The organism is Peribacillus loiseleuriae (assembly GCF_001183985.1).
Lineage (GTDB): Bacteria > Bacillota > Bacilli > Bacillales > DSM-1321 > Peribacillus > Peribacillus loiseleuriae.
On sequence record NZ_LFZW01000001.1, the window covers coordinates 2,933,927 to 2,954,260 of the forward strand.

15 protein-coding genes are annotated in these 20,334 nt (G+C 36.6%); 1 reads left to right on the forward strand and 14 read right to left on the reverse strand.

Features of this window, described 5'->3' with window-relative positions; all coding sequences use genetic code 11:
- Positions 1-21: 21 nt before the first annotated feature.
- The 3 genes from AC625_RS13655 to AC625_RS13665 form a co-directional block, all read right to left on the reverse strand.
- Complete coding sequence (locus AC625_RS13655; protein WP_049681767.1) at positions 22-2,790, reverse strand: ATP-binding protein; 2,769 nt, start codon at positions 2,788-2,790, stop codon at positions 22-24.
- An 85-nt stretch (positions 2,791-2,875) separates the two neighbouring features.
- Complete coding sequence (locus AC625_RS13660) at positions 2,876-3,244, reverse strand: response regulator (RefSeq protein ID WP_049681768.1); 369 nt, start codon at positions 3,242-3,244, stop codon at positions 2,876-2,878.
- Between the two features lie 153 nt (positions 3,245-3,397).
- On the reverse strand, positions 3,398-5,014 hold the full coding sequence (locus tag AC625_RS13665; protein WP_245645006.1) for a GGDEF domain-containing response regulator: 1,617 nt from the start codon (positions 5,012-5,014) through the stop codon (positions 3,398-3,400).
- Between the two features lie 220 nt (positions 5,015-5,234).
- On the opposite strand from AC625_RS13665, the gene AC625_RS13670 reads away from it, so the two are divergent.
- Positions 5,235-6,419, forward strand: coding sequence for an alanyl-tRNA editing protein (locus AC625_RS13670; RefSeq protein ID WP_049681770.1), 1,185 nt, complete (start codon positions 5,235-5,237; stop codon positions 6,417-6,419).
- A gap of 279 nt (positions 6,420-6,698) precedes the next feature.
- On the opposite strand, the gene AC625_RS13675 is transcribed toward AC625_RS13670, so the two are convergent.
- From AC625_RS13675 to AC625_RS13725, 11 genes are all read right to left on the reverse strand, one after another.
- Entirely contained in the window at positions 6,699-8,186 is a 1,488-nt protein-coding gene (locus AC625_RS13675; RefSeq protein WP_049681771.1) for a sodium:solute symporter family protein, read from the reverse strand.
- The gene (locus AC625_RS13680) at positions 8,183-8,380 is read right to left on the reverse strand and encodes a DUF3311 domain-containing protein (RefSeq protein ID WP_049683737.1); all 198 of its coding nucleotides are present in this window, start codon (positions 8,378-8,380) and stop codon (positions 8,183-8,185) included. The genes AC625_RS13675 and AC625_RS13680 overlap by 4 nt, the downstream gene beginning before the upstream one ends.
- Before the next feature lie 134 nt (positions 8,381-8,514).
- Positions 8,515-9,891, reverse strand: coding sequence for a dihydroorotase (locus AC625_RS13685; protein WP_049681772.1), 1,377 nt, complete (start codon positions 9,889-9,891; stop codon positions 8,515-8,517).
- A 16-nt stretch (positions 9,892-9,907) separates the two neighbouring features.
- Positions 9,908-10,639, reverse strand: a complete 732-nt coding sequence (locus tag AC625_RS13690) for an IclR family transcriptional regulator (RefSeq protein ID WP_049681773.1) — start codon at positions 10,637-10,639, stop codon at positions 9,908-9,910.
- Positions 10,640-10,845: 206 nt separating this feature from the next.
- Positions 10,846-12,078 carry a M20 family metallo-hydrolase gene (locus AC625_RS13695; RefSeq protein WP_049681774.1) on the reverse strand — a complete coding sequence of 411 codons (1,233 nt, stop codon included), beginning with the start codon at positions 12,076-12,078 and terminating at the stop codon, positions 10,846-10,848.
- Positions 12,079-12,090: 12 nt separating this feature from the next.
- Positions 12,091-12,855: an IclR family transcriptional regulator gene (locus AC625_RS13700; RefSeq protein WP_049681775.1), complete on the reverse strand. Its 765-nt coding sequence runs from the start codon at positions 12,853-12,855 to the stop codon at positions 12,091-12,093.
- On the reverse strand, positions 12,848-13,498 hold the full coding sequence (locus tag AC625_RS13705) for an AroM family protein (RefSeq protein ID WP_049681776.1): 651 nt from the start codon (positions 13,496-13,498) through the stop codon (positions 12,848-12,850). The genes AC625_RS13700 and AC625_RS13705 overlap by 8 nt, the downstream gene beginning before the upstream one ends.
- Before the next feature lie 447 nt (positions 13,499-13,945).
- On the reverse strand, positions 13,946-16,198 hold the full coding sequence (helD, locus tag AC625_RS13710; RefSeq protein ID WP_049681777.1) for an RNA polymerase recycling motor HelD: 2,253 nt from the start codon (positions 16,196-16,198) through the stop codon (positions 13,946-13,948).
- A gap of 332 nt (positions 16,199-16,530) precedes the next feature.
- Positions 16,531-16,986, reverse strand: coding sequence for a (2Fe-2S)-binding protein (locus AC625_RS13715; RefSeq protein ID WP_049681778.1), 456 nt, complete (start codon positions 16,984-16,986; stop codon positions 16,531-16,533).
- A gap of 166 nt (positions 16,987-17,152) precedes the next feature.
- A complete protein-coding gene (locus AC625_RS13720; RefSeq protein ID WP_049681779.1) occupies positions 17,153-17,989 on the reverse strand; it encodes an FAD binding domain-containing protein in 837 nt (278 codons plus the stop codon).
- Positions 17,976-20,303, reverse strand: a complete 2,328-nt coding sequence (locus tag AC625_RS13725; RefSeq protein ID WP_049681780.1) for a xanthine dehydrogenase family protein molybdopterin-binding subunit — start codon at positions 20,301-20,303, stop codon at positions 17,976-17,978. The genes AC625_RS13720 and AC625_RS13725 overlap by 14 nt, the downstream gene beginning before the upstream one ends.
- Between the last annotated feature and the right edge of the window lie 31 nt (positions 20,304-20,334).

Below are 20,334 nucleotides of genomic sequence, written 5' to 3' on the forward strand. Positions count from 1 at the left end.
ATCACAATAAATGTAAATTGTTTATTCAGGCACTAAGATTTGACCTTGTTTCCCATTGCTTAACAGCGTGTACATAATCACTTTTGAAAGTTGACTTGGCTGGTAAGGCTTTACAAGATATTCTTGAGCACCTAAAGAAAAACCTTGTTCTTTTTCATCTAGAGCTGTTGAAACAAAGATTGGTATATGTTTGAATCGTTCATTTTCCTTTAATTCTTTCATAACACTCCAGCCATCCATTTCATCTTCTTCAAGAAGAATATCTAGAACAATGGCATCTGGGACAGCTGTTTTCATTTGTTCCAACGCTTTACTTCCACTGCTAAAGTAACTTACATGGAATCCGCTATCAAGTAATTCAAGTTTTAATAGTTCAGCTAAACTTAAATCATCTTCAATGACCATGATATTGTAATTCAAATCAGACGAGATTCCTTCAGATTGTTTCGTTAGCTCTCTTGTTATCACCCTTGGAAATTCAAGCTTGAAGACACTTCCCTTACCGTATTCAGATTCGACGGTTATTTTCCCACCACTAGCTTTAACAATTTCTTCAACAATTGCTAGTCCAAGACCAGTCCCGCCAATTCTTCTGTGATCCGAATTGTCTACTCGATAAAACTTTTGGAATAAGTGTGGAATAGCGTCATTAGGAATACCCAATCCTTCATCTTCAAATTCGATGAATACAAATTCAGGGTTTTCATTTATCCTAACTGTAACATTTCCTCCATTTGGCGAGTATTTTATTGAATTGCTAAGAAGATTCGTAAACACTTGTTCAAGCTTAGATTTATCTCCAAAAATAATGGACTGATGAACATCCGATTGAAGCGCAAAATGATGAAGAGTCGTATTCACTTTTTGGTGCTCGATTGCAGTTTCGATAATTGGATATAGATCCACATATTTCTTCTCATACGTTTGCTTACCTGATTCCATTCTTTGAACATCAAGGAAATCATTAATTAATAGAGTTAACCGATTTGCCTCGTTATATATCGTCTGCAAATATTTCATTTTTCTTTCTGGCTTTAATTCTTTATTTAATAGAAGCTCTGTAAAACCTAGAACACTTGCTAGTGGAGTCCGTAATTCATGACTCACCGTGCTTACAAATTCAGATTTCATTTGATCAACTTCGTATTCTTTCGTTATATCACGATGGACAAGGATTGTTCTTAGAGTGTCATCACCATGATAGATCGTTTTCGCATACACCTTAATTATTTGATTTGTATCCTTTTTACAATAAACAAATGATTGCTCTTCTTCTGCATTTACGGCTGATTCAATGGTTTTTTTCAAATTGAAGGGGAATTCATCCCCTTCAATTTGCTCAGCCATAAGCGAGCTCCATTGCTTCCATGGCATCCCTATCAAACCATTTGTAAACTGTTTTTGATTAAAAATGGTATTTAGACGCTGATTTACTTGAATCGTTTTACCATTTTGATCAATCAGCTGAATCCCTTCTTGGACTGCATTTAAAATATCTTGATTTAAATTACGATTATTCTCCGTTTGTTCATACATCTTGATTTTTTCAAGTGAAATCGCAATTTGTCTCGCCAATGCTTCATATTCACTCAAATCCTTGTCTGAGAAATTGTGACCGTATCGGCTGAACACCATAATAGCTTCAACTTTATCCGAAGATGATAGAACGGGTAAATATAAATCATAACTATAGTTTATATTCTCATGGTATCCTTTTTCTGCAATTTCTTGTTCCCGTTTCAAGGTAAATGCTTGCTTTGTCTCGAATAGACGCTGTACCAAACCTATATCCATAAAACGAATAAATCGATCGATACCTATTTGTGTTAGACCAAAAGCGGCATAAGCGTCTTCTTCTACTAGTTTAATGATTCCTCGATCTGCACCAATCAGTTTACACATGTTTTGAACAACACTTTGAAGAACTTCTTTTTTATTTAAAGTACTAGAAATACTATGAATTAATTCATTTCTTCTAGTGAGTTTTTGCTCATGTGATCTGAGATTTTCTAACGTGACTTCAAGTTCATGCTGCTGTGCATGTAATTCATCTTGTTGGGCTATTAACTCTTCATTTTGCGCAACTAATCCCTGTTCTTTTTCCTGAATGCTTTCAACCATCTTCTGGAAAGCAACAGATAGAGTACCTAATTCGTCTTTTCTCTTAGAATCTACATGAATAATTGCTTCTCTACCAGCGGCAATTTCATTTGCAGCAAATGAGAAGTCAATCAGTGGTTTTCCAATATTTCTAAATATCATTCGAATAATATATTGGATGAGCAATAAGAGTAGAACAATAAAACCAATAAAAAATAACTGTAAATTTGATTGGCTTTTACTAAGTTCGACTACATTCTTCCCTAACTGATTTTCCAGCCCAGCGCTTATGGCCTTCGTATCTTTTAGAAACCGTTCCACTTTCGTGGTAGTCTCTGTATTTGCTATATCCATAAGTTCAGTTCTATTACCATTTTCATAATTAGTTATAACATTTGGCAGAACATCACCAAAATAATAATCTGAAAAATCAACCATTTCTTGGTATTCGGATATTTCTGAAATGGTCACACTATCTCGCTCTAGTTCTGAGATCAACTCCCTTATACCTTTTTCTTTCCCTCTTGCACGTTCCATCATTTGAGGATTATTTAGCGCAATATATCCTCTAACATCTAAAAAAACGGCATTATAATCATCATAAATCGCATTAATCGTTTTCCGTTTTTCAACGAGCACTTTGCGATTCTCGATATATTGATGATTTAAGTTTTGTTGAAGATAAAACAAAATGGCAGTCCCAATAAGACAAATTATAAAGCAAGCACTTATAAGTAAAATAACCTGTCTGGGCAGGCTGTTCCGAAAGTAATTACTAAGCCTCATTTATAATTTCCTCAATTTTTTCTAAAAGCTTAAGCGGACTGAATGGTTTTTCCATAAAGTAGTCCGCACCAGCTAACAGAATTCTTTCTTGTTCAAAGGCTTGGCTTTTTGCTGAAAGCATCAAAATTTTTGAAAGTCCCAGTGATTCTCCTGCCTTAATTTTCTCAATAAGTTCAAGACCGGTATATACCGGCATCATATAATCAAGAATTACAAGATCATATTCTTCCGATTTCAAATAATCAAGTGCTTCTTGGCCATCAGCCGCTTCGTCAACGATATAATCTTCATCCTCAAGCGTGTCAACAATTAACATCCGTAACACAGCTTCATCTTCTGCCAATAAAATCCGTTTCATGTTTGCCTCCTTGAATTAAATAAGTAGATACCCATAATAGATAATTCACACACATTATTTTTCTTACATACTAATTCTTGTAAGTGATTTTATTAAAAACACCCATTCTTTATAGATCGGAATTTTTGTCATATTTTCTACTACTTACCTGCATTATTTTTCTCTTTTTAGTAAACGTTCAATTCGCGCCTGTAGCTCAGGCATAGAGAATGGCTTTGTAACATAATCATCTGCACCAAGCTTCAATGCTTGAGCAATATTATCTTTGCTCTTTCGTCCAGTCAGCATTAATACCGAGAATAGGTTTGCATGAGGACCAGTTTTCACTTTTTGCAGTACCTCAAGTCCATCCATGATTGGCATGACTCCATCAACAATTAAGAAATGATCCCGACCGTCATTTGCCCTTCCTGATTCGAAAAATAAAGGTCCATTTTCAAACACCGCAATATTCAGTTCTATATGACCCATGTCAATCGATTCGATTATTTTGTTGAGCATGGTCCGAATAATAATATCGTCGTCAATGACCGACACATTGAGTACATTCTTTTTGTAACTAAGAGTCCTTCTAGAAGTTTCCACCCGCGCTCTCCCTAAACGCTTTGCCTCGTATAAGGAATGATCTGCATACTTAAACGCTTCTTCAGGAGTTACGATTTCATCATCAACCGTAAATAATCCAGCAGAGAATGTGATTGTAAAACTCTTCTCGTTATATGTAAACACTTTTTGGGAAAATGCATGAATAAGTTCCGTCAGCCTTCGTTTAGCTTCTTTATTTTTGGTTCTCGGAAATATTATGACAAACTCTTCTCCTCCATACCTGAAAATTAAATCGGAACTTCTAATGGACCTTTTAATAAATTGGGCAAATTCATTTAACACTCTATCCCCCAACAAATGTCCATATGTATCATTCACTTGCTTAAAGTAATCAATATCTACCACGCTGATTGAGAAAACCTGTTTTGACCGTTTATATTCTTGAAAATATCGTGGAAGCGTTTCTTCCAAAAATCTTCTATTATAGACTTGAGTTAATTCATCTATTAAGACCGATTGATCAAACATTTTCTTCCTTTGTAAATGTCGTTCTATCTTCACGATAAACTCTGCTATATCAATTGGCTTACCGATAAAGTCATCTGCACCAGATTGATAAGCTTTTATTCTTGTTTGCTTGTCATTTTGAATACTTATTATCATCTTGGGAATGAAATACTTTTCATTATGAGTCTGTATATCCTCTAAAACGTGAAAGCCGTCCTTCATCGGTAAATGTATATCTAGAATTAAAAGATCAGGATGCATTTCGAAATATTGATTAACCGCTTTTTCAGGATCTGTATTTGTTATGACCATCCAACCTTTTTCTTCAAGTACATCTTTAAGCAGAATTAACATGGACACATCATCATCAATTATCTGGATTAGCGGTGCATTCGACGGTCGGATTGCACTAGTTTTTATTGTTAGATGTTCAAAATTTTCATACTCATAGGTTAACTCCATCAAATCAAATAGAAAGTTTCTTAGCTCATCAAGCTCCCAAACTTTTTTACTATTTTCATCAAGTTCCAAAAGCAGCCGATCAGATACTTGCATCAGACCGCCAAGCTGTATAGTTCCAGCAGTTCCTTTGATGGAATGAAGAAAACGGTAGACGTCTCTTTGAGGAATTCCTTCATTTTCTTTAGGTTCAAACCAATCCGTTAAAATTTTTTTTGTATTTTGTATTAAATGGTTTTTATATTTTTCCAGATTCACAAATATCCCCCTATTACTAACTTACCTTCATCATAATACAATTCACTCGCCTTCCATATAAATTTTTTCATCTTGAATTACATTTTTCAAAAAGTGCCACAAATTCGAGTAAAAAACCGAAAGTTTGGTCAACCCCAAATAAACGGATTGGTTAATACATAATTGTTGAATCATCATTGCATGGTATAATTATGTTATTGGGTACAGGAGGAGATATGTAATGACGAAAAAACTATATTATGAAACTACATCGATAAAAACATGGGATTCCGAGATCCAGTCAATCACAGAAAAAGAAAGCCAGTTCTACGTTACACTACAGGAAACAGCTTTTTATCCAGAAGGTGGTGGCCAGCCGGCGGATCACGGAAAAATTGCTGGGATTGATGTATTAGATGTGCAAGTTATTAATGAGGAAATTGTACATGTTTTAGCCAATAAGCCAGAACTAGGTAAGGTTCACTGTGAACTTGACTGGAAACGCCGTTTTGATCATATGCAGCATCATAGTGGCCAGCATCTTTTGTCAGCCGTTTGCCGCGAGCTATTTGATGCGAACACATTAAGCTTTCACCTTGGTACAGACCATGTAACGATTGATGTGGACAGAAAAGAATTCTCTGAAGATCAAATTAATAACATCGAACAGCTTGCGAATCAATATATTTACGATAATAGAAAGCTACATACCTATTTCATCACTTCTGATCAGCTTAAGGAATTGCCAGTCGTGAAGTTACCTAAGGTTACTGAAAATATTCGTATAGTCGAAATGGAAGGAATCGAATATAACCCATGTGGTGGAACACACGTCCGACAAACGGGTGAAATTGGGATTATTAAACTGTTGAAAACGGAAAAACAAAAAGGCTTCACTCGCATTTATTTCAAATGCGGATTTCGGGCGTTACGAGATTTCCAAGAAAGCTTAACAGTACTCACAGCATTATCCAGTAAGTACAGTGCAGGACGGGATGACATTCTTGACCGTGTAAATAAGTCAGAGCAAAACCAAAAGCACCTACTTTATGAAAATGAAAAATTAAAAGAAGAAGTGGCATTCTTTGAAATGAAAGAAATTTTGTCTGAGAGTAAAGGGTTACTAATCACTCGCAGATTTTCCACTAAAGCATTAAAAGAACTTCAAATACTTGCCGCGAAGATTACCTCTGAACGAGACGCGGTTGTTTTGTTCGGCTCTGCTTCAGAAAATAAAGCAGTGCTTTATCAGAATGGAATAACAGAAATTCATTGCGGACAATTCTTCAAGCAGATTTTAGGAGAATATGGTGGAAAAGGCGGAGGAAATGACAAATCAGCTCAAGCTGGATTTCCTGATTATGAATCACTAGTCGGGTTTTTAACCTTTGCGGAAGTGGAACTAAAGAAATTAACAGTGAAATAATAGAAGAGTTTATCAATGAATGGTTTTGTTCATTCACTCTGTTGGTTTTGACTCATTTTAGCTCTGGCTCTAGGTAACAATTGGAGAATCGTACTTCCTCCTTCGTTTCCTGGAGCCAAGGCTACCTTTCAGCTTTGCTTAATGGGCGTGAGAAATCACGGTTTCTCACATGTGAATTAAACATTACTTTATCAACGATCTACAAGATGGGTGTCCCAATGTGTATCTTTTTTATTAGTTAATCAACATTCGAAATATTATTAAAATATACAACTCTATTCAACTCGTTAACTTTACATCGTGTTTATTTTCATTATTTCCGTTATTGACAATGGTTTTTTTTGTAAGTGAACTTATAATAAACATTACCAAAATATTAGCAGCAAGAGCTATTATTCCAATATTTAAATCCTGAATCACACTTGGAAGAGATGGAAATAATATCGCCATTGTTGTTTTAGTAAATGTGACATAGATAACGATCGCTACCCCTACCAGCATTCCGATTCCAGCACCATATTTTGTTATTCCATTATTCTTTCTCAAACTTAAATACATGGAAGGAGCCATTTGTGTAATTAAACTGAATGATGTCAAATATAATGTGGCTAACGTGCTACTTTCACTCATAGAAAAAAATGCACATACTATTGATAATAAAACAACAAATCCCTTTGCAGAGAGTGCTTTATTTTTATCAGAAACATTTGGCTTTAATGGTTCTATCACGTTGGTCGTAATCATTGTGGCTGCTGACATTAACATCATCGATCCGGGAACTAGTGTTGCAAGCAATCCTGTTGCACCTATAATACCGACAAACCACGGATCAAACGTTTTCATTGAAAGTTCTAACAACGCAAAGTCTCCGCTTTTTAGGCCAGGAAGCTGGACAATTGCTGTAAATCCAACAAAGTAAACAAATAAAACCATGATAGCGTATATCGGAAGTAATACTGCATTTAAACGAAATGCTTTTGCATTTTTAGATGCAAATACTGTTGGTGCAACATGAGGCCACATGAAGTACGCAAAGGAACTAATTGCAACAGTTGAGATAAACCACGATACACTTAACCCTTTCTCAGGCAGGGTTAAGGCTTGAGGCTTAACCTCACTAACCGCTTGGAATAGCCCACCAAGACTTCCGTGATAATGAATCGGTAAATAAATTCCCAAAAATAAGATAACAAAGAATATTAAAAAATCTTTAATTGTAGAGGTCCATGCCGATCCATGAATTCCTGAGACCATAACGTAACCTAATAATGCGATCATCCCCACCCATATGGCTACATTTGAAGAAATAGCTCCATATGATGTTGCTGCAACTAAAATCCCCATTGATTTAAACAGGATCGTGATATACGGAATCAGAGCAACTACACCTACTACTGCAACAAATACTCCAAGTCCTGTGCTGTTATATTTTTTTGAGAAGAATTGCGATTGAGATACTACATTGTTTTCTTTAGCATATTTCCAAATAACGGGTAATAGCCAATAAGATGTTATTGTTCCTAAAGCAGTAAAAGCCAATAAATAAAAGGCTGCTGCACCGTTATTAAATGCTAATCCACTCGTTCCTAGCAACGTAAAAACTGAATAGGTTTCTCCAGCTAATAGGAGGAATACAAAAAGCCCACCAAAACCCCGACCACCGATTGCCCACTGTTCCATGCTCATATCTTTCCCGCGCTTAGCTAAAAGTCCCATAACAATACTTATGATTAAAAATAAAGTTATTATTAACAATGCAGTATTCATTCTTCATTCTCCTTATTAATAGGATCCAAACGATAAATAACGAACATGATTACTGAACAAAGGACTGCCCAAAGTATGATCCAAAATAAGAAGAATGGTATTCCTAACACATACGGTTCAACTTTATTTACAAAAGCAGCTCCACCTAATATTGCAATATAAGGTAGTAAAGCTAGTAAATAGTATAACTTCATATCTTCACCATGCCTTTCAAATATGATTAAATACATTTATTTTTGCTTTTCTTAAACATGAAGGAAGCAGATTGGACTTTTGTCTATCTGAGATTGAAAGCTCCCAAGGACTGAGAGCTTTTCTATAATATTACTTACAAAGATAAAGTGACTTTTGCTGCTGATCCAGCAACAAACTTCCCATATCCAGGATTTTTCGTTACATTTATACCATCAAAAACTTCCTCGCCACGAACAATGGTAGAAATAACTTTACCATCTAATTCTTGTCCATCAAATGGAGTTAATTTCGAGAAAGATTTAAATGAATTTTGGTCAATAACTGTTTTTTGATTTGGATCAATTACAGTAAAGTCAGCATCAAATCCTACACTGATTTGCCCTTTTCCAGGGATATTGAATACTTCTGCTGGATGTGTAGACATTAAATTAGCAAAGTCGTTCGGTGTTAATTTCCCATTTGAAACGGCGCTGTTAAACATTAACGGTGTCATAATTTCAACGCCAGGTAACCCTGATGACGCAAGGAAAATATTTTCATTCCCTTTAACTTTTTGTTCAGCACTCCATGGAGCATGGTCAGAAGAGATTAAATCTATATTGCCTTCTTTGATATGCTCCCATAAACCTTGAACTTCCTCTTTTTCTCTTAATGGTGGGTTGTTTTTCGCAACTGGCCCATATTTCTCTAAATCATCTACATCCATTAATAAATATGGATAGCATGTTTCACAAGTTACTTTTACTCCTTGAGCTTGGAATAGTTTAATCAAATCTATTGTTCTTGGATGACTTACATGAACAATATGAAGCTTCACATTCGTCCAATAGGCAAATTCCAATAACTTCAATACGGCGCTTGTTTCGGTAACTGGCGGGCGTGTTTCGTTATGGGCTTTAGGATAAACCTTTCCTTCTTTCTGATATTGATCAATCATATCAACTATTATTTCATCATTTTCCGAATGGAAAGCAGCTCGTAAACCTGTCTCTTCAATCAGTTTCATAGCTTTTAAGATTTCCGGATCTGGAATTCTCGGAAAACGATACTCATCTGTTTCAAAAGTAGACATCTTAAAAGCAATCGCTCCAGCTTCTGCTAAAGGGATAATTTGATCTGTTCCACCCTTCTTTGAAATGGTTCCCCATAAACAAATATCAACAACCGCTTCTTCTTCTAACTTCTTAACTTTCTTTTTGAATTGAGCAACATTATTGATTGGGTTTGGCAAATCATAAGGCATATCTAGGAAAGTTGTGATCCCACCTGCAGCTGCAGAAGAACTAGTTGTAACAAAGCCTTCATTCGGATTACTAAAACAGTGCACATGAACGTCGATCGTTCCTGGAAAAACATATGCATCACCAAAATCAGTGACATTTTCAGAATCCAAATTTCCTGTTCCTTCGTTAATGCTTACGATTTTTCCTTCTTTAATACCCACTTCTCCTTTTATTACTTTATCTTTTGTAACGATATTCCCTTTAATAATTCGATCTACTTTGTTCATAACGTAAAGCTCCTTTTTATAGTTGATTTTCAATTTTTTTTACAGCAATTTTTATTGTATGTACAATTTCATTCATCTCTTTTTTTTCCATTCTTTCTTTTGGGCCTGCAACACTCAAAGATGCAACTAGCTTATTATCACTATCAAATATCGGCATCCCATAAGAAATAACACCATAGTCAATTTCACTGTCCGAAAATGAATACCCTTTTTGTCGGATTTCTTCTAAATGATGTAACATGTCACCCAAATCGAGAATCGTTTGATCCGTGTGTTTTTTTACAGTGCCGCTAAGATAAAGTTCTTCAACAACTTGGTCACCCATATATGCCAATAAAGCTTTCGAGGAAGCTCCACCGTAAATAGGGACAATATTTCCTTGTTCAGAAGAAACTTTAATGGGGTGCCCTGAAGGAACTGCTGCTAAACAAACCGCTTGTAAATTCGATGGTACCAATAATATGGAGGTTTCTCCCGTTGATCGAGTTAGTTCTCTCATTGCTTCTTGCGAAACGACTGGTAGATCAATATCCATTTTTACAATTTTAGCTAATTTTAAAAATATATATCCCAAGCTATACAATCCAGGTGAATACTCAATAATGTATCCTTTTTCTTTAAGTACTCTCATATGCCTGTACACTGAACTTTGTGGTTGCTGTAGCTTAGCTGCTAGTTCAGGAACAGAAAGTGTTCTTGATTCAAAATCAAACTGTTCCAAAATTTCCAAAGTTTTTTCTGCGCTCACTACAATCCTCCGTTCTTTAGATAATGTGAAATCTATAATTTCGCAAAAAAAATTATCATTTAGTGATAATTGATTATCTATTATTGATAATATACACTTTGTAATCTTTTTTTGCAAGCGCTTTTATTCAGAAATTTCATTCAATAAAAAACCCATTCATCTTTGAAATAAGGTGAATGGGTTTTTTTCAGTATTATCCTTAAAATCTATTTTGAAAACTCTAGAACAGCATTTAACATGGCATTTGCTCCTAAATATAAATCCTCTTTCTCTGCCCATTCTTCTGGACAATGACTTCTGCCATCTTTACATGGTATAAATATCATACCTACCGGAGCAAGCAATGACATTTGATTTGCATCATGTCCTGCTCCACTCGGTAATTCAATCACTCTTTCTGTGACTGCTCTGCATGATTTATGTAATAATTCTTTAATCTCATCTTTTATTACAATTGAACCTGATCGAGAGACATTTTCAGTCATCACATTCACATTTCTGTTACTTGCAATCCAATCGACTTTTGCTAAAAAGGCATTTGCTACTTTATCAATTACCTCTTCAGAAATACTACGAATTTCAACAGCGAATTCTACTTTTCCAGGTACCACATTTGATGCATTTGGAAAATTATTAAAAACGCCAACTGTTCCAACAACTGGCTGCTCAAATTCTTCATTTGCTACTTTCTCTAGAGCAAGCGTCATTTCAGCAGCTGCTGTAAGAGCATCATTTCTCATATCCATCGGTGTTGTTCCTGCATGATTTGGTAATCCATCTACTGAAATTTTATAGCGTTGAATTCCTACAATCCCTGTTACAACACCTAAATTCGCATTCTTTCTTAATAAGACTGGTCCTTGTTCAATATGCAATTCTAAATATAGAGCAATTGTATCTTTCTCTTTTTTACAATTAAATAGAGTATTTGGGTCTCCACCTGCAAATGAAATCGCAGCTGATAACGATTGTCCATCCGAATTCGTGTACGTCAACATTTCCTCAGTTAAGTTACCAGACCATGCACGGCTCCCAACTGTAGATAAACCGTATTCTGATGGTTCTTCTGCTGTAAAATCTACAATTTCAATTGTATGTTTGATTGCAATGTTGTGTTCAACTAAAGATTTAACAATTTCTAATCCTACAAGTACACCAGCAATTCCATCAAATCTTCCTCCATTTGGAACCGTATCCGTATGAGATCCAATAACAATTGGAGGTAGATTTGGTTCAGTTCCAATCAAACGTCCAATTACATTAGCCCCTTCATCCTTTTTTACTTCTAAACCTATTTCTCTCATTTCATTTATTAACCATTCTCGCCCTTCGTTATATTTGGCGGTAAATGACCGTCTCGTCCATGGTTGATTCTCAATTGTGATAGCAGCTAAATCATTTATTGTTTTCCATAATCGATCTTTATTTATCAATTCCATCTCTACACCCCATCAATAGTTTAATAATGCTGACATTTTATCAGCTGAATTTATCACTGTTTTTGAAAGACTTATGATTGTTTCTTCCGAAAATTTTTGACTTATTCCTAGGATGCTAACTGATCCTACTATTTTTCCAGACTTCGAGAATATGGGTGCAGCTACTGCACTAATTCCTAAATCTAACTCCCCATGACTAACAGCAAATCCATTCTTTTTTATTTGTTTTAATTCCTGTTCAAGTATCACTTTTGAAACAATTGTAGAATCAGTAAATTTCTCCAAAACCTCTTCACTCATAATCCTGGCTATTTTAGCTTGAGGAATAAAAGCCAATACCGCTTTTCCAGAAGCAGCTGCATGTAAAGGTGAATATCTGCCAATAATATGGGTGACATGTACAGATTTGGGACTATCTATTTTATCAATGCACTCCACTTTTTCGTCCACAAGAGCCGAAAGAGTTACCGTCTCTGAACATTGACTCGATAATTTTTCCAATTCCGGTCGCAATGTGCGTTGCAGAGCTTCATTTTTATCAAATCGATCCACAATAATATTAAATTCCTCAGGACGCAAACCGTAATCACCATTATCTTGTTGAAAGACGAATCCTCTTCTTTGTAGTGTTTTTAATATTCTGAATAAAGTTGATTTATTTATCTTCATTATTTTAGATAATTCACCAATTGATATTGGTCTATTAATAATCGATAAATGTGATATAACTTGTAATCCTTTATCTAAGGTTAATAAAATATCTGAACTTTTATTCATTCATAACATCCTTCACTTTTTGAACAACTAGATGTTGAGCGTTATAGCAAGTGCATTGTCGTTTTTTTTCAATTTTTTCTACTAGTTCATAGTCATACCCATAGCAATCCAAAATTACATGATTTGGATGATGCAAATCAATCTCTCTGATTATTTCATCAAGTACAGTTTCAGATTTGGGATGAACAGGTACAATATGTTTATTCCCCTCTACACTTGCCCATTTTATTTTTGCTGATCCAACCTGTTCTTTTATAGGGACAAATATAATCGTTGTATCACAGCTTTTTATTTTTCCTACTTTTCTCTTTATCTCTCTAATCGGATAAATTATTTTCGTCCTATTAGATGTACATGTAAACTCACTCATACATAGTACTGCAATAGCATCAGAACAATTCTCATATTCTTTTATTACATTCTCAACTTTTTGCTCTATTATTTCATGGATAATATTCGCCATTCCATTATTCAACACAACGAATAATTTTTCTTCTCCTGGCTGTTTTTTTAACATATCTATTTCATTTTGAGAAACATCATCAAGTGCACCAACTAGTTGAAAGTCACTTACTCCCCCTATTTTAAACGCTTTCAATAAATCTTCTCTTGGAGTCTGACCAATTGTTATTAACGTAATCATCCTATCCCTCCAATATTAATTATCGTTTCTATTATAGAAATACTAATTTCTATAATAGATATATTAGAAATTTTACCTAACGGAAATTACATTGTCAATTTACTCACTGAAAATAAAAAATACTGAAACCCCTAATAAAGCCCGAGATCTCAGTAATTGGATATTCAAAACATCGCGAAAAGGAAACTAAATTTAATTATAAGGCTATGTTAAACAATATTGTTGTTAAAAATCAACAGCGTTATATAACACAGCCAATTATAAAGTACTACACGATTTCACAATGAAATCCATTAGCAGATTTACTACACCGTTATATGATAGCATCATTTATTTCAGAATAACGATTACTTATTCGAATTCCGATGAAAAAAAGTCTGAACCACTCTCCACCCAACAAAAAATTGGTTACAAGAATTGGTTCTGACCGTTTAATAGATTGACGTTTCACTTAATTAAAAAATCCTCCTTTGAGTTTCCGATAAAATACAAGCGATGTAGCGGCCTTGTCATAACTACATAAAGCAGTTTAATGTCCAGTTCACGGTCACGCTCATATCTTTCGTTCAAGGAAATGGCGAACACACCATCAAACTCAAGTCCTTTAGCGAGATATGAAGGCAAGATGACCAACTGCTCCTTAGGAATAGAGGCTTGTTCTTCAAGCAAGCAAACAGATGAATCTAACTCACTCAGAATTTTGTATACTTCACGACAATCAGCCATTGTTTTCGCAATCACGGCAAATGTCCGCAATCCTTGCTCTTTCAATTTAGTAGTCCGCTCAAGTAGTTCTTTGCCCCATCTGTCATCCTCTATTTTTATAAACAACGGTTGTTCACCATGCCTAACAACAGGCTCTACTTGAGGAAAACGATAAGGCAATAAATCCAATAGTTTATTTGCTTCATTCATAATTTCCACCGTTGTTCGATAGCTTTTTTGAAGTTCAGTGTAGGTAGCCCTTGGAAATATGCTCCGATGGACTTCATCCCATTCCTCTAGTCCACGATACGAGTGAATACCTTGTGCAAGATCTCCGACGAGTGTAAACATATCTGTGTCAGAAGCGGTCTTTAACGATTGCAACTGCATAAAACTATAATCTTGAGCTTCATCGATGACAATATTCTTCGCCCTTTTTTCTTTATCCACCCCAAATAGGTGGGAATAGAGATAAAGGATTGCTCCTAAATCTTCAAGTTCATACTGCTTTTTTCTAAAAAACTGCGATTGATACATGCAAAGTCGCTCTGCTTCATGAATGGACAGAGATCCCTTACTATATGTAACTAGCATTTCTGGCTCTGAGAACAGATCTTGATAATACTCAAAAATCGATTTTCGTTCAAATTGTTTAAAATAGTTTTTAACAGAATTGCGCACTTCTTTCGTAATTTCTGCCTGACGTTCTGCTTTTTTATCCAGACATTTCGTGACATACTCTCGACGGATGTTTGGATCGATATTTTTATATAAAGCTTTCTCTATTCGATTGTCATAGAACTTCTCTACTCGCTCAAGCATGGCTTTCTTCTTAGACTTCACTTGATTTTGCAAAATTTGTCTTAATTTATCAACCCGAGTATATACCGGCATATACCAATATTCTTCCACTAATAGTTTTTTAAATTTCTTCGCAGAATACAATCGGTACTTATCACAATAAAAATCTTCCATTGGCGCGAATCGGTTAATAATGTCCATGATATATTGATCAAGTAGTCGTTTAAATGGCGATGAACCCTTTAATCCAGATACCCAGATGGACTCCAAAGTCTCCTCATCATTTTTTTCAAGTAAATGAATGAGTTTTCTATCAGGAACTAGCTTCACTTCACGTTCAATTGCCACTTGTACATATTCAGAAAAGGTAAATTGTTTCGCTTTCTCAACGCCTAATTCTGGCAGCGCCTCCGAAATATAATCGATAAACAGGCGACTAGGAGCAAGAATCATCAGCTGTCTTGGATCGAATAGATCTTTGTAGTGATAAATGAAGTAAGAAATCCTATGCAGAGCAATCGTCGTCTTTCCGCTTCCCGCAGCACCTTGAACGATGATTGGTTTATTTAAGTCTGCTCGAATAATCTTGTTCTGCTCTTCCTGAATCGTTGACACAATTTCTGTCAGACGATTACTTGAACTCTTGGAAAGTGATTCTTGAAGAAGTTCATCGGTTGTTGTTAAATCAATGTCTCGGATTTCTTCTAAATTTCCTTCCTCAATCATTAATTGCCGTTTCAACGTAATATCTCCCGAGAAATTCTCCCCTTCTGCTTCATATGTTACCGGTCCGATTCTTCCCTCATAATAAAGGTTCGCAATCGGCGAACGCCAATCCACGATAATTTGCTCCTGATTTTCCCGCTGATAAAGGGATGCCTTTCCAAAATAAAGGACTTCCTTTAAGCCGCTTTCATCTCTTGAGAAGTCGACCCGAGCAAAATACGGTTTTCTTTTTGCTTTACTTAAGTTTTCCAACTCAGCTTTCGACATGTCAAAAAAATTGGCCGTCGTTAGTAATTCTGCATACCTTCCCGACTCTTGCCAATCTTCATCTCCAAATGTCTCTTGCATAATTTTTTTAAATTGATCTTTACTCGTCCTAGCGGTCTTAACGACCACATCGATATACCGCTTCGTAAATTCTAATCTATCTTGTTCTTGTTTCAGATCCGGATGCTGCTTCGATGTCATTGTGTTCTCCTTTCATCTCTTGAAATAAACGTCTTGACAATCGTTTGCAGCGGTGAAATGGATATTAATATTATCAGAAAAATCCGTCGAACGCAAGAAGAAAGCAGTTTCATAAGAATCGTGATGAAGTTTCTAAAAAAGATCGAAAGTATTTACCGATCTAACCTACTTCCAGCTAGTTATCGCTATGAATGAACCAAAAAACACCACATAGTCAAGTTGTTATGAAGCTAGTACTTACGGAGACTTTTCTTTATTATGATCATTTCATCAAGTTACCATTTTCGAAATAGTGCATTTGATACATTATGCTTCCAAAGTTCAATCTTTGTTCATTTCTTCTCTAAAACAGATTTAACCGCCTTTTCGATTTCAGCATAGCCTGTGCAGCGACAAATATTTGATTCTAGCCACTCTTTTATCGTTTCATCATCAGCATCTGGATGCTTTAGGATGAGCGAATGACAGTTCATAATAAAACCAGGCGTACAGTAGCCACACTGAAACGCAAAGTTCTCAATAAAAGCCTGCTGAATAGATGTGTTTTTCAAACCCTCTATGGTCGTTACATTTTTCCCAACGGCTTCGATCGCGAGCATCAAACACGATTTCATTGGCCAACCGTCAACATTCACCGTACATGCCCCACAGTCGCCATTCAAGCATCCCGGTTTTGCCCCAGTCAAACCTAGCTTTCCTCTTATTGCATATAATAACGTATCTGCGAACCTGACTGTCACCGTGCGAAGAGTCCCGTTTACATGTAAATCAATGATTTGCATTTTCATACTTATTGCCCCTCTCATAAAACGAGTTAGCGATTAGAAACAGGCTAGCGGGGTTCTCCCCAACCAATTGATTACTTGGGCGACCGCTTTTACTAGGCAGTAAACTCATCGACATAACAGATGAATTTCTGTCAAAAAGGGTTGAGGCTTCGTAAAAACAGTAAACTCAAAAACTAGCATCCAATCCCTCTAAAACATCATGTAATAAATTCCGCAACACAAAAAGTCTGTAATCTGAAGAGCCTTCCACATCGTTTAAGATCGGTCTTGGTAATTCTGCTAAAGCAGCGTCAACTCGATCATTAATCGGCCATTCCCGGTTATTTAACGAGTCCTCCAGCTTTTTGGACCGAAACGGAAACGGACATAGACCACTCAAGGCAACACGCACTTCTTCCCCCATTTTTAAAGCTGCGACTGTGATTAATGGATAGCCTGTATCCCATTGCTGGCGCCGTTTTATACTGATATATGGTGCTTCAATAAACCTCTTATCTGTTGCGAGTTGAACAAGGAACTCGCCATTTTTCAATTGAAGTTGTTCTTTGAAAATATCATTGATTGGTACCACTTTCATACCTTCAGAGCCGACAATCATCACTTGGCTGTCCGCTAGTAAAAACGGAAGTACAGTCTCGCGATAAAAAATTTGCGCACAGATATTGCCACCAAGGGTAATTTTTCCGCGGGAAGTATGATCGGCCACTTCACTCGCTGTTTTTGTTAATAACGGAAACAGGTTGGTTTCTTCAATTTTTGTAAGAGTTAAAGTACTCCCATAAACAAGGTGATCTCCCTCAAACTTCATGACCTTGCATTCGGTGATTTCTTTCAGATCAATCACCGCTTCCGTATAAGCAAGATTTATTCTTCCAAGCGTAATTAATTCCGTTCCTCCCGAAATAAACATCGGTTTTTTTTCTTTTTTATCCAATGATTGATAGAGTGCTACCGCTTCATTTAATTTTGTTGGCTTATAATAATCAAAATCAAACGGTAGCATTACCTGATCCCCCCTTTGTTTTCCAAATTAATTCTGGAATAAGAGGTAGACGATGAAGCGAAACGCCACTAGCGACAGACAGGGCATTTCCAAGTGCAGCAGGCATTCCAAGTACCCCGTGCTCGCCAACACCACGTGCCCCATATGGTGCTTCAAGATCAGGGGTCAGCACGAAATCCACTAAATATTCAGGATTTTCACCATAACGGAGCGGCCGGTAGGTGCGTAACTGTGGATTTAAAACCCGTCCATACTTATCAAAATAAAACGTTTCTCGTCCTGCAAACGCCAATCCCATACTCATTGCACCCATCACCTGACCCAAAGCCGCTTTTTTATTTAACACAGTGCCAATATCAACAACCGTCACCGCCTTCACTAATCGGTATGTATAATCACGTCGATCAAACTCCACCTCAACCCCGTACGCTGCAACCGTCCATTCTGGTCCAGGCTTCCCTGCGCCTGTTTCTGGATCCAAAAAAGAAAGATGTCGTAAAATAAAATTTCCTTTACCAATGATTTGGCCGCCGATTGAGTTTCCGTTTGGATATTGATAGCCATAGCAAATATCTGCAAAATCAAGACCTATTGCAGGATTATCACGTAAAAACACCCGGCTTTCGGCCACTTTAAGATCTTCTTTTGGTGCCCTCAGTACAATTGAGGCCATCTCCTTCAGCTGATTGATGACATCGTCTGCAGCTTTGAGTAGAGCTCTTCCCGCCATGTATATGCCCCTACTTGCGACAGTCTTCCAATGTTCCGGTGTTGTTTGGGTATCGACTTCCATCCTAACATGAATTTTATCCACATCCATCTGTAGTCTTTCTGCAAGAATCTGAGCAAGCACGGTTTTTGTCCCCGTACCAATTTCAACGACACCTGACATAACATTAATACTTCCATCCCGATTAAATATTAAAATTACACCTGATGAGGCATTCGGTTCAATTGTTGATGTTTTCCAGCTACAACTTATGCCTTTTACTCTTATAAAACGATCATTTATTTCCTCCATTTGTCCCTCATCCCAACGGATTAATTCTCTTAATCTCTCTATACATTTCTGCAAGTTCCCCACATTGCTTTTATTCAAAAGCACCCTCGTTGGCGTTGTATCTCCTTGCTTAATGGCATTTCGCAAACGTAATTCTAATGGATCAATCTGTAATTTTTCTGCTAATAAATCCATTGTTCTTTCGATAGCAAATGAGAGTTCTGAATGACTAAAGCCTCGGAAAGGGGAAGCATAAGGATGATTTGTATACATACAGTACGAATCACACCATAAGTTTTCAATATTGTAAGGACCTGTGCAATCAACCGCTCCTGCTCTTGTTAGGTCAATTGCTTTATCGGAATAGGCTCCACCATCCCACAAATAACGGATATTAGCTATTTTGATTTTGCCTTGGCGGTCAGCACCGAATTTTATTTTTGCATCCAAACCGATATGACATGGGGATGTTAATATATCTTCTTCTCGTGTATTTAGTATTTTCACTGGCAACCCACCAACTGCCTTCGAGCCTAAATAAGCAAGAATTTCGAGCTGTACGGATGCCTTGCCTCCAAATGCACCACCTACAAGCGGCGTTTCTACGATTATTTTCCCGATATCTTCATTGAAATAACTTGCGATTAGTTGTTTGACCATAAAAGGGGCTTGTGACGATGTCATGATTTTAATCGTTCCATCAGGTAAAATCTCTGCAGTTGAACATCGAGTCTCCATCGCCGCATGATCGGATGGAGCAAATGAAAAGTCAGCTTCGACAGTTGTTACACTTTCAGCCCAGCCTTTTTCCATATTGCCTTTACGGATTTTAATATGTGTTGCAATATTTGTTCCTGGAACCGGGGTGGCATTTTCTTTTGTATATTCACCTAATCGTTCGTGTACTAATGGTGCATCTTTTTGAAAGGCTTGTGTCGGTGAATGAACAACTGGTAACAATTCATATTGGATTTTAATCCGGTCAGCAGCTTTTTTTGCCTGAGCCGGAGTATCAGCAACAACAAGGGCAACTGCTTCTCCATGGTAGCGCACCTTATCGACAGCAAGAGGTGGTCTGTCACGAATATCTTCGCCAGTAAGCGGAAAATGCTCGCCAGCGAGGATCGCTCGAACGCCAGACATTTTCCTCGCCTCAGTCGTATCAATTTTCATAATTTTCGCATGACCATACGGGCTAATCACGATTTTCCCTGAAAGCATCGCTCCTGAGTGATAGTCATGTGTGTATTTCGCTCTCCCTGTCACTTTATCTTGTGCTTCTTTTCGAACGATGCTTTTACCGATCACATCCAATTCCCCCCCTCCTTATCCATTTATAGTAATT

Excerpts from the sequence above, each read along its gene's own strand:
- AC625_RS13670 (WP_049681770.1), top strand. The coding sequence starts at position 5,235 with ATGACGAAAAAACTATATTATGAAACTACATCGATAAAAACATGGGAT.
- AC625_RS13675 (WP_049681771.1), bottom strand. The coding sequence starts at position 8,186 with ATGAATACTGCATTGTTAATAATAACTTTATTTTTAATCATAAGTATT.
- helD (WP_049681777.1), bottom strand. The coding sequence starts at position 16,198 with ATGACATCGAAGCAGCATCCGGATCTGAAACAAGAACAAGATAGATTA.
- AC625_RS13705 (WP_049681776.1), bottom strand. The coding sequence starts at position 13,498 with ATGATTACGTTAATAACAATTGGTCAGACTCCAAGAGAAGATTTATTG.
- AC625_RS13700 (WP_049681775.1), bottom strand. The coding sequence starts at position 12,855 with ATGAATAAAAGTTCAGATATTTTATTAACCTTAGATAAAGGATTACAA.
- AC625_RS13685 (WP_049681772.1), bottom strand. The coding sequence starts at position 9,891 with ATGAACAAAGTAGATCGAATTATTAAAGGGAATATCGTTACAAAAGAT.
- AC625_RS13680 (WP_049683737.1), bottom strand. The coding sequence starts at position 8,380 with ATGAAGTTATACTATTTACTAGCTTTACTACCTTATATTGCAATATTA.
- AC625_RS13660 (WP_049681768.1), bottom strand. The coding sequence starts at position 3,244 with ATGAAACGGATTTTATTGGCAGAAGATGAAGCTGTGTTACGGATGTTA.
- AC625_RS13715 (WP_049681778.1), bottom strand. The coding sequence starts at position 16,986 with ATGAAAATGCAAATCATTGATTTACATGTAAACGGGACTCTTCGCACG.
- AC625_RS13720 (WP_049681779.1), bottom strand. The coding sequence starts at position 17,989 with ATGCTACCGTTTGATTTTGATTATTATAAGCCAACAAAATTAAATGAA.
- AC625_RS13695 (WP_049681774.1), bottom strand. The coding sequence starts at position 12,078 with ATGGAATTGATAAATAAAGATCGATTATGGAAAACAATAAATGATTTA.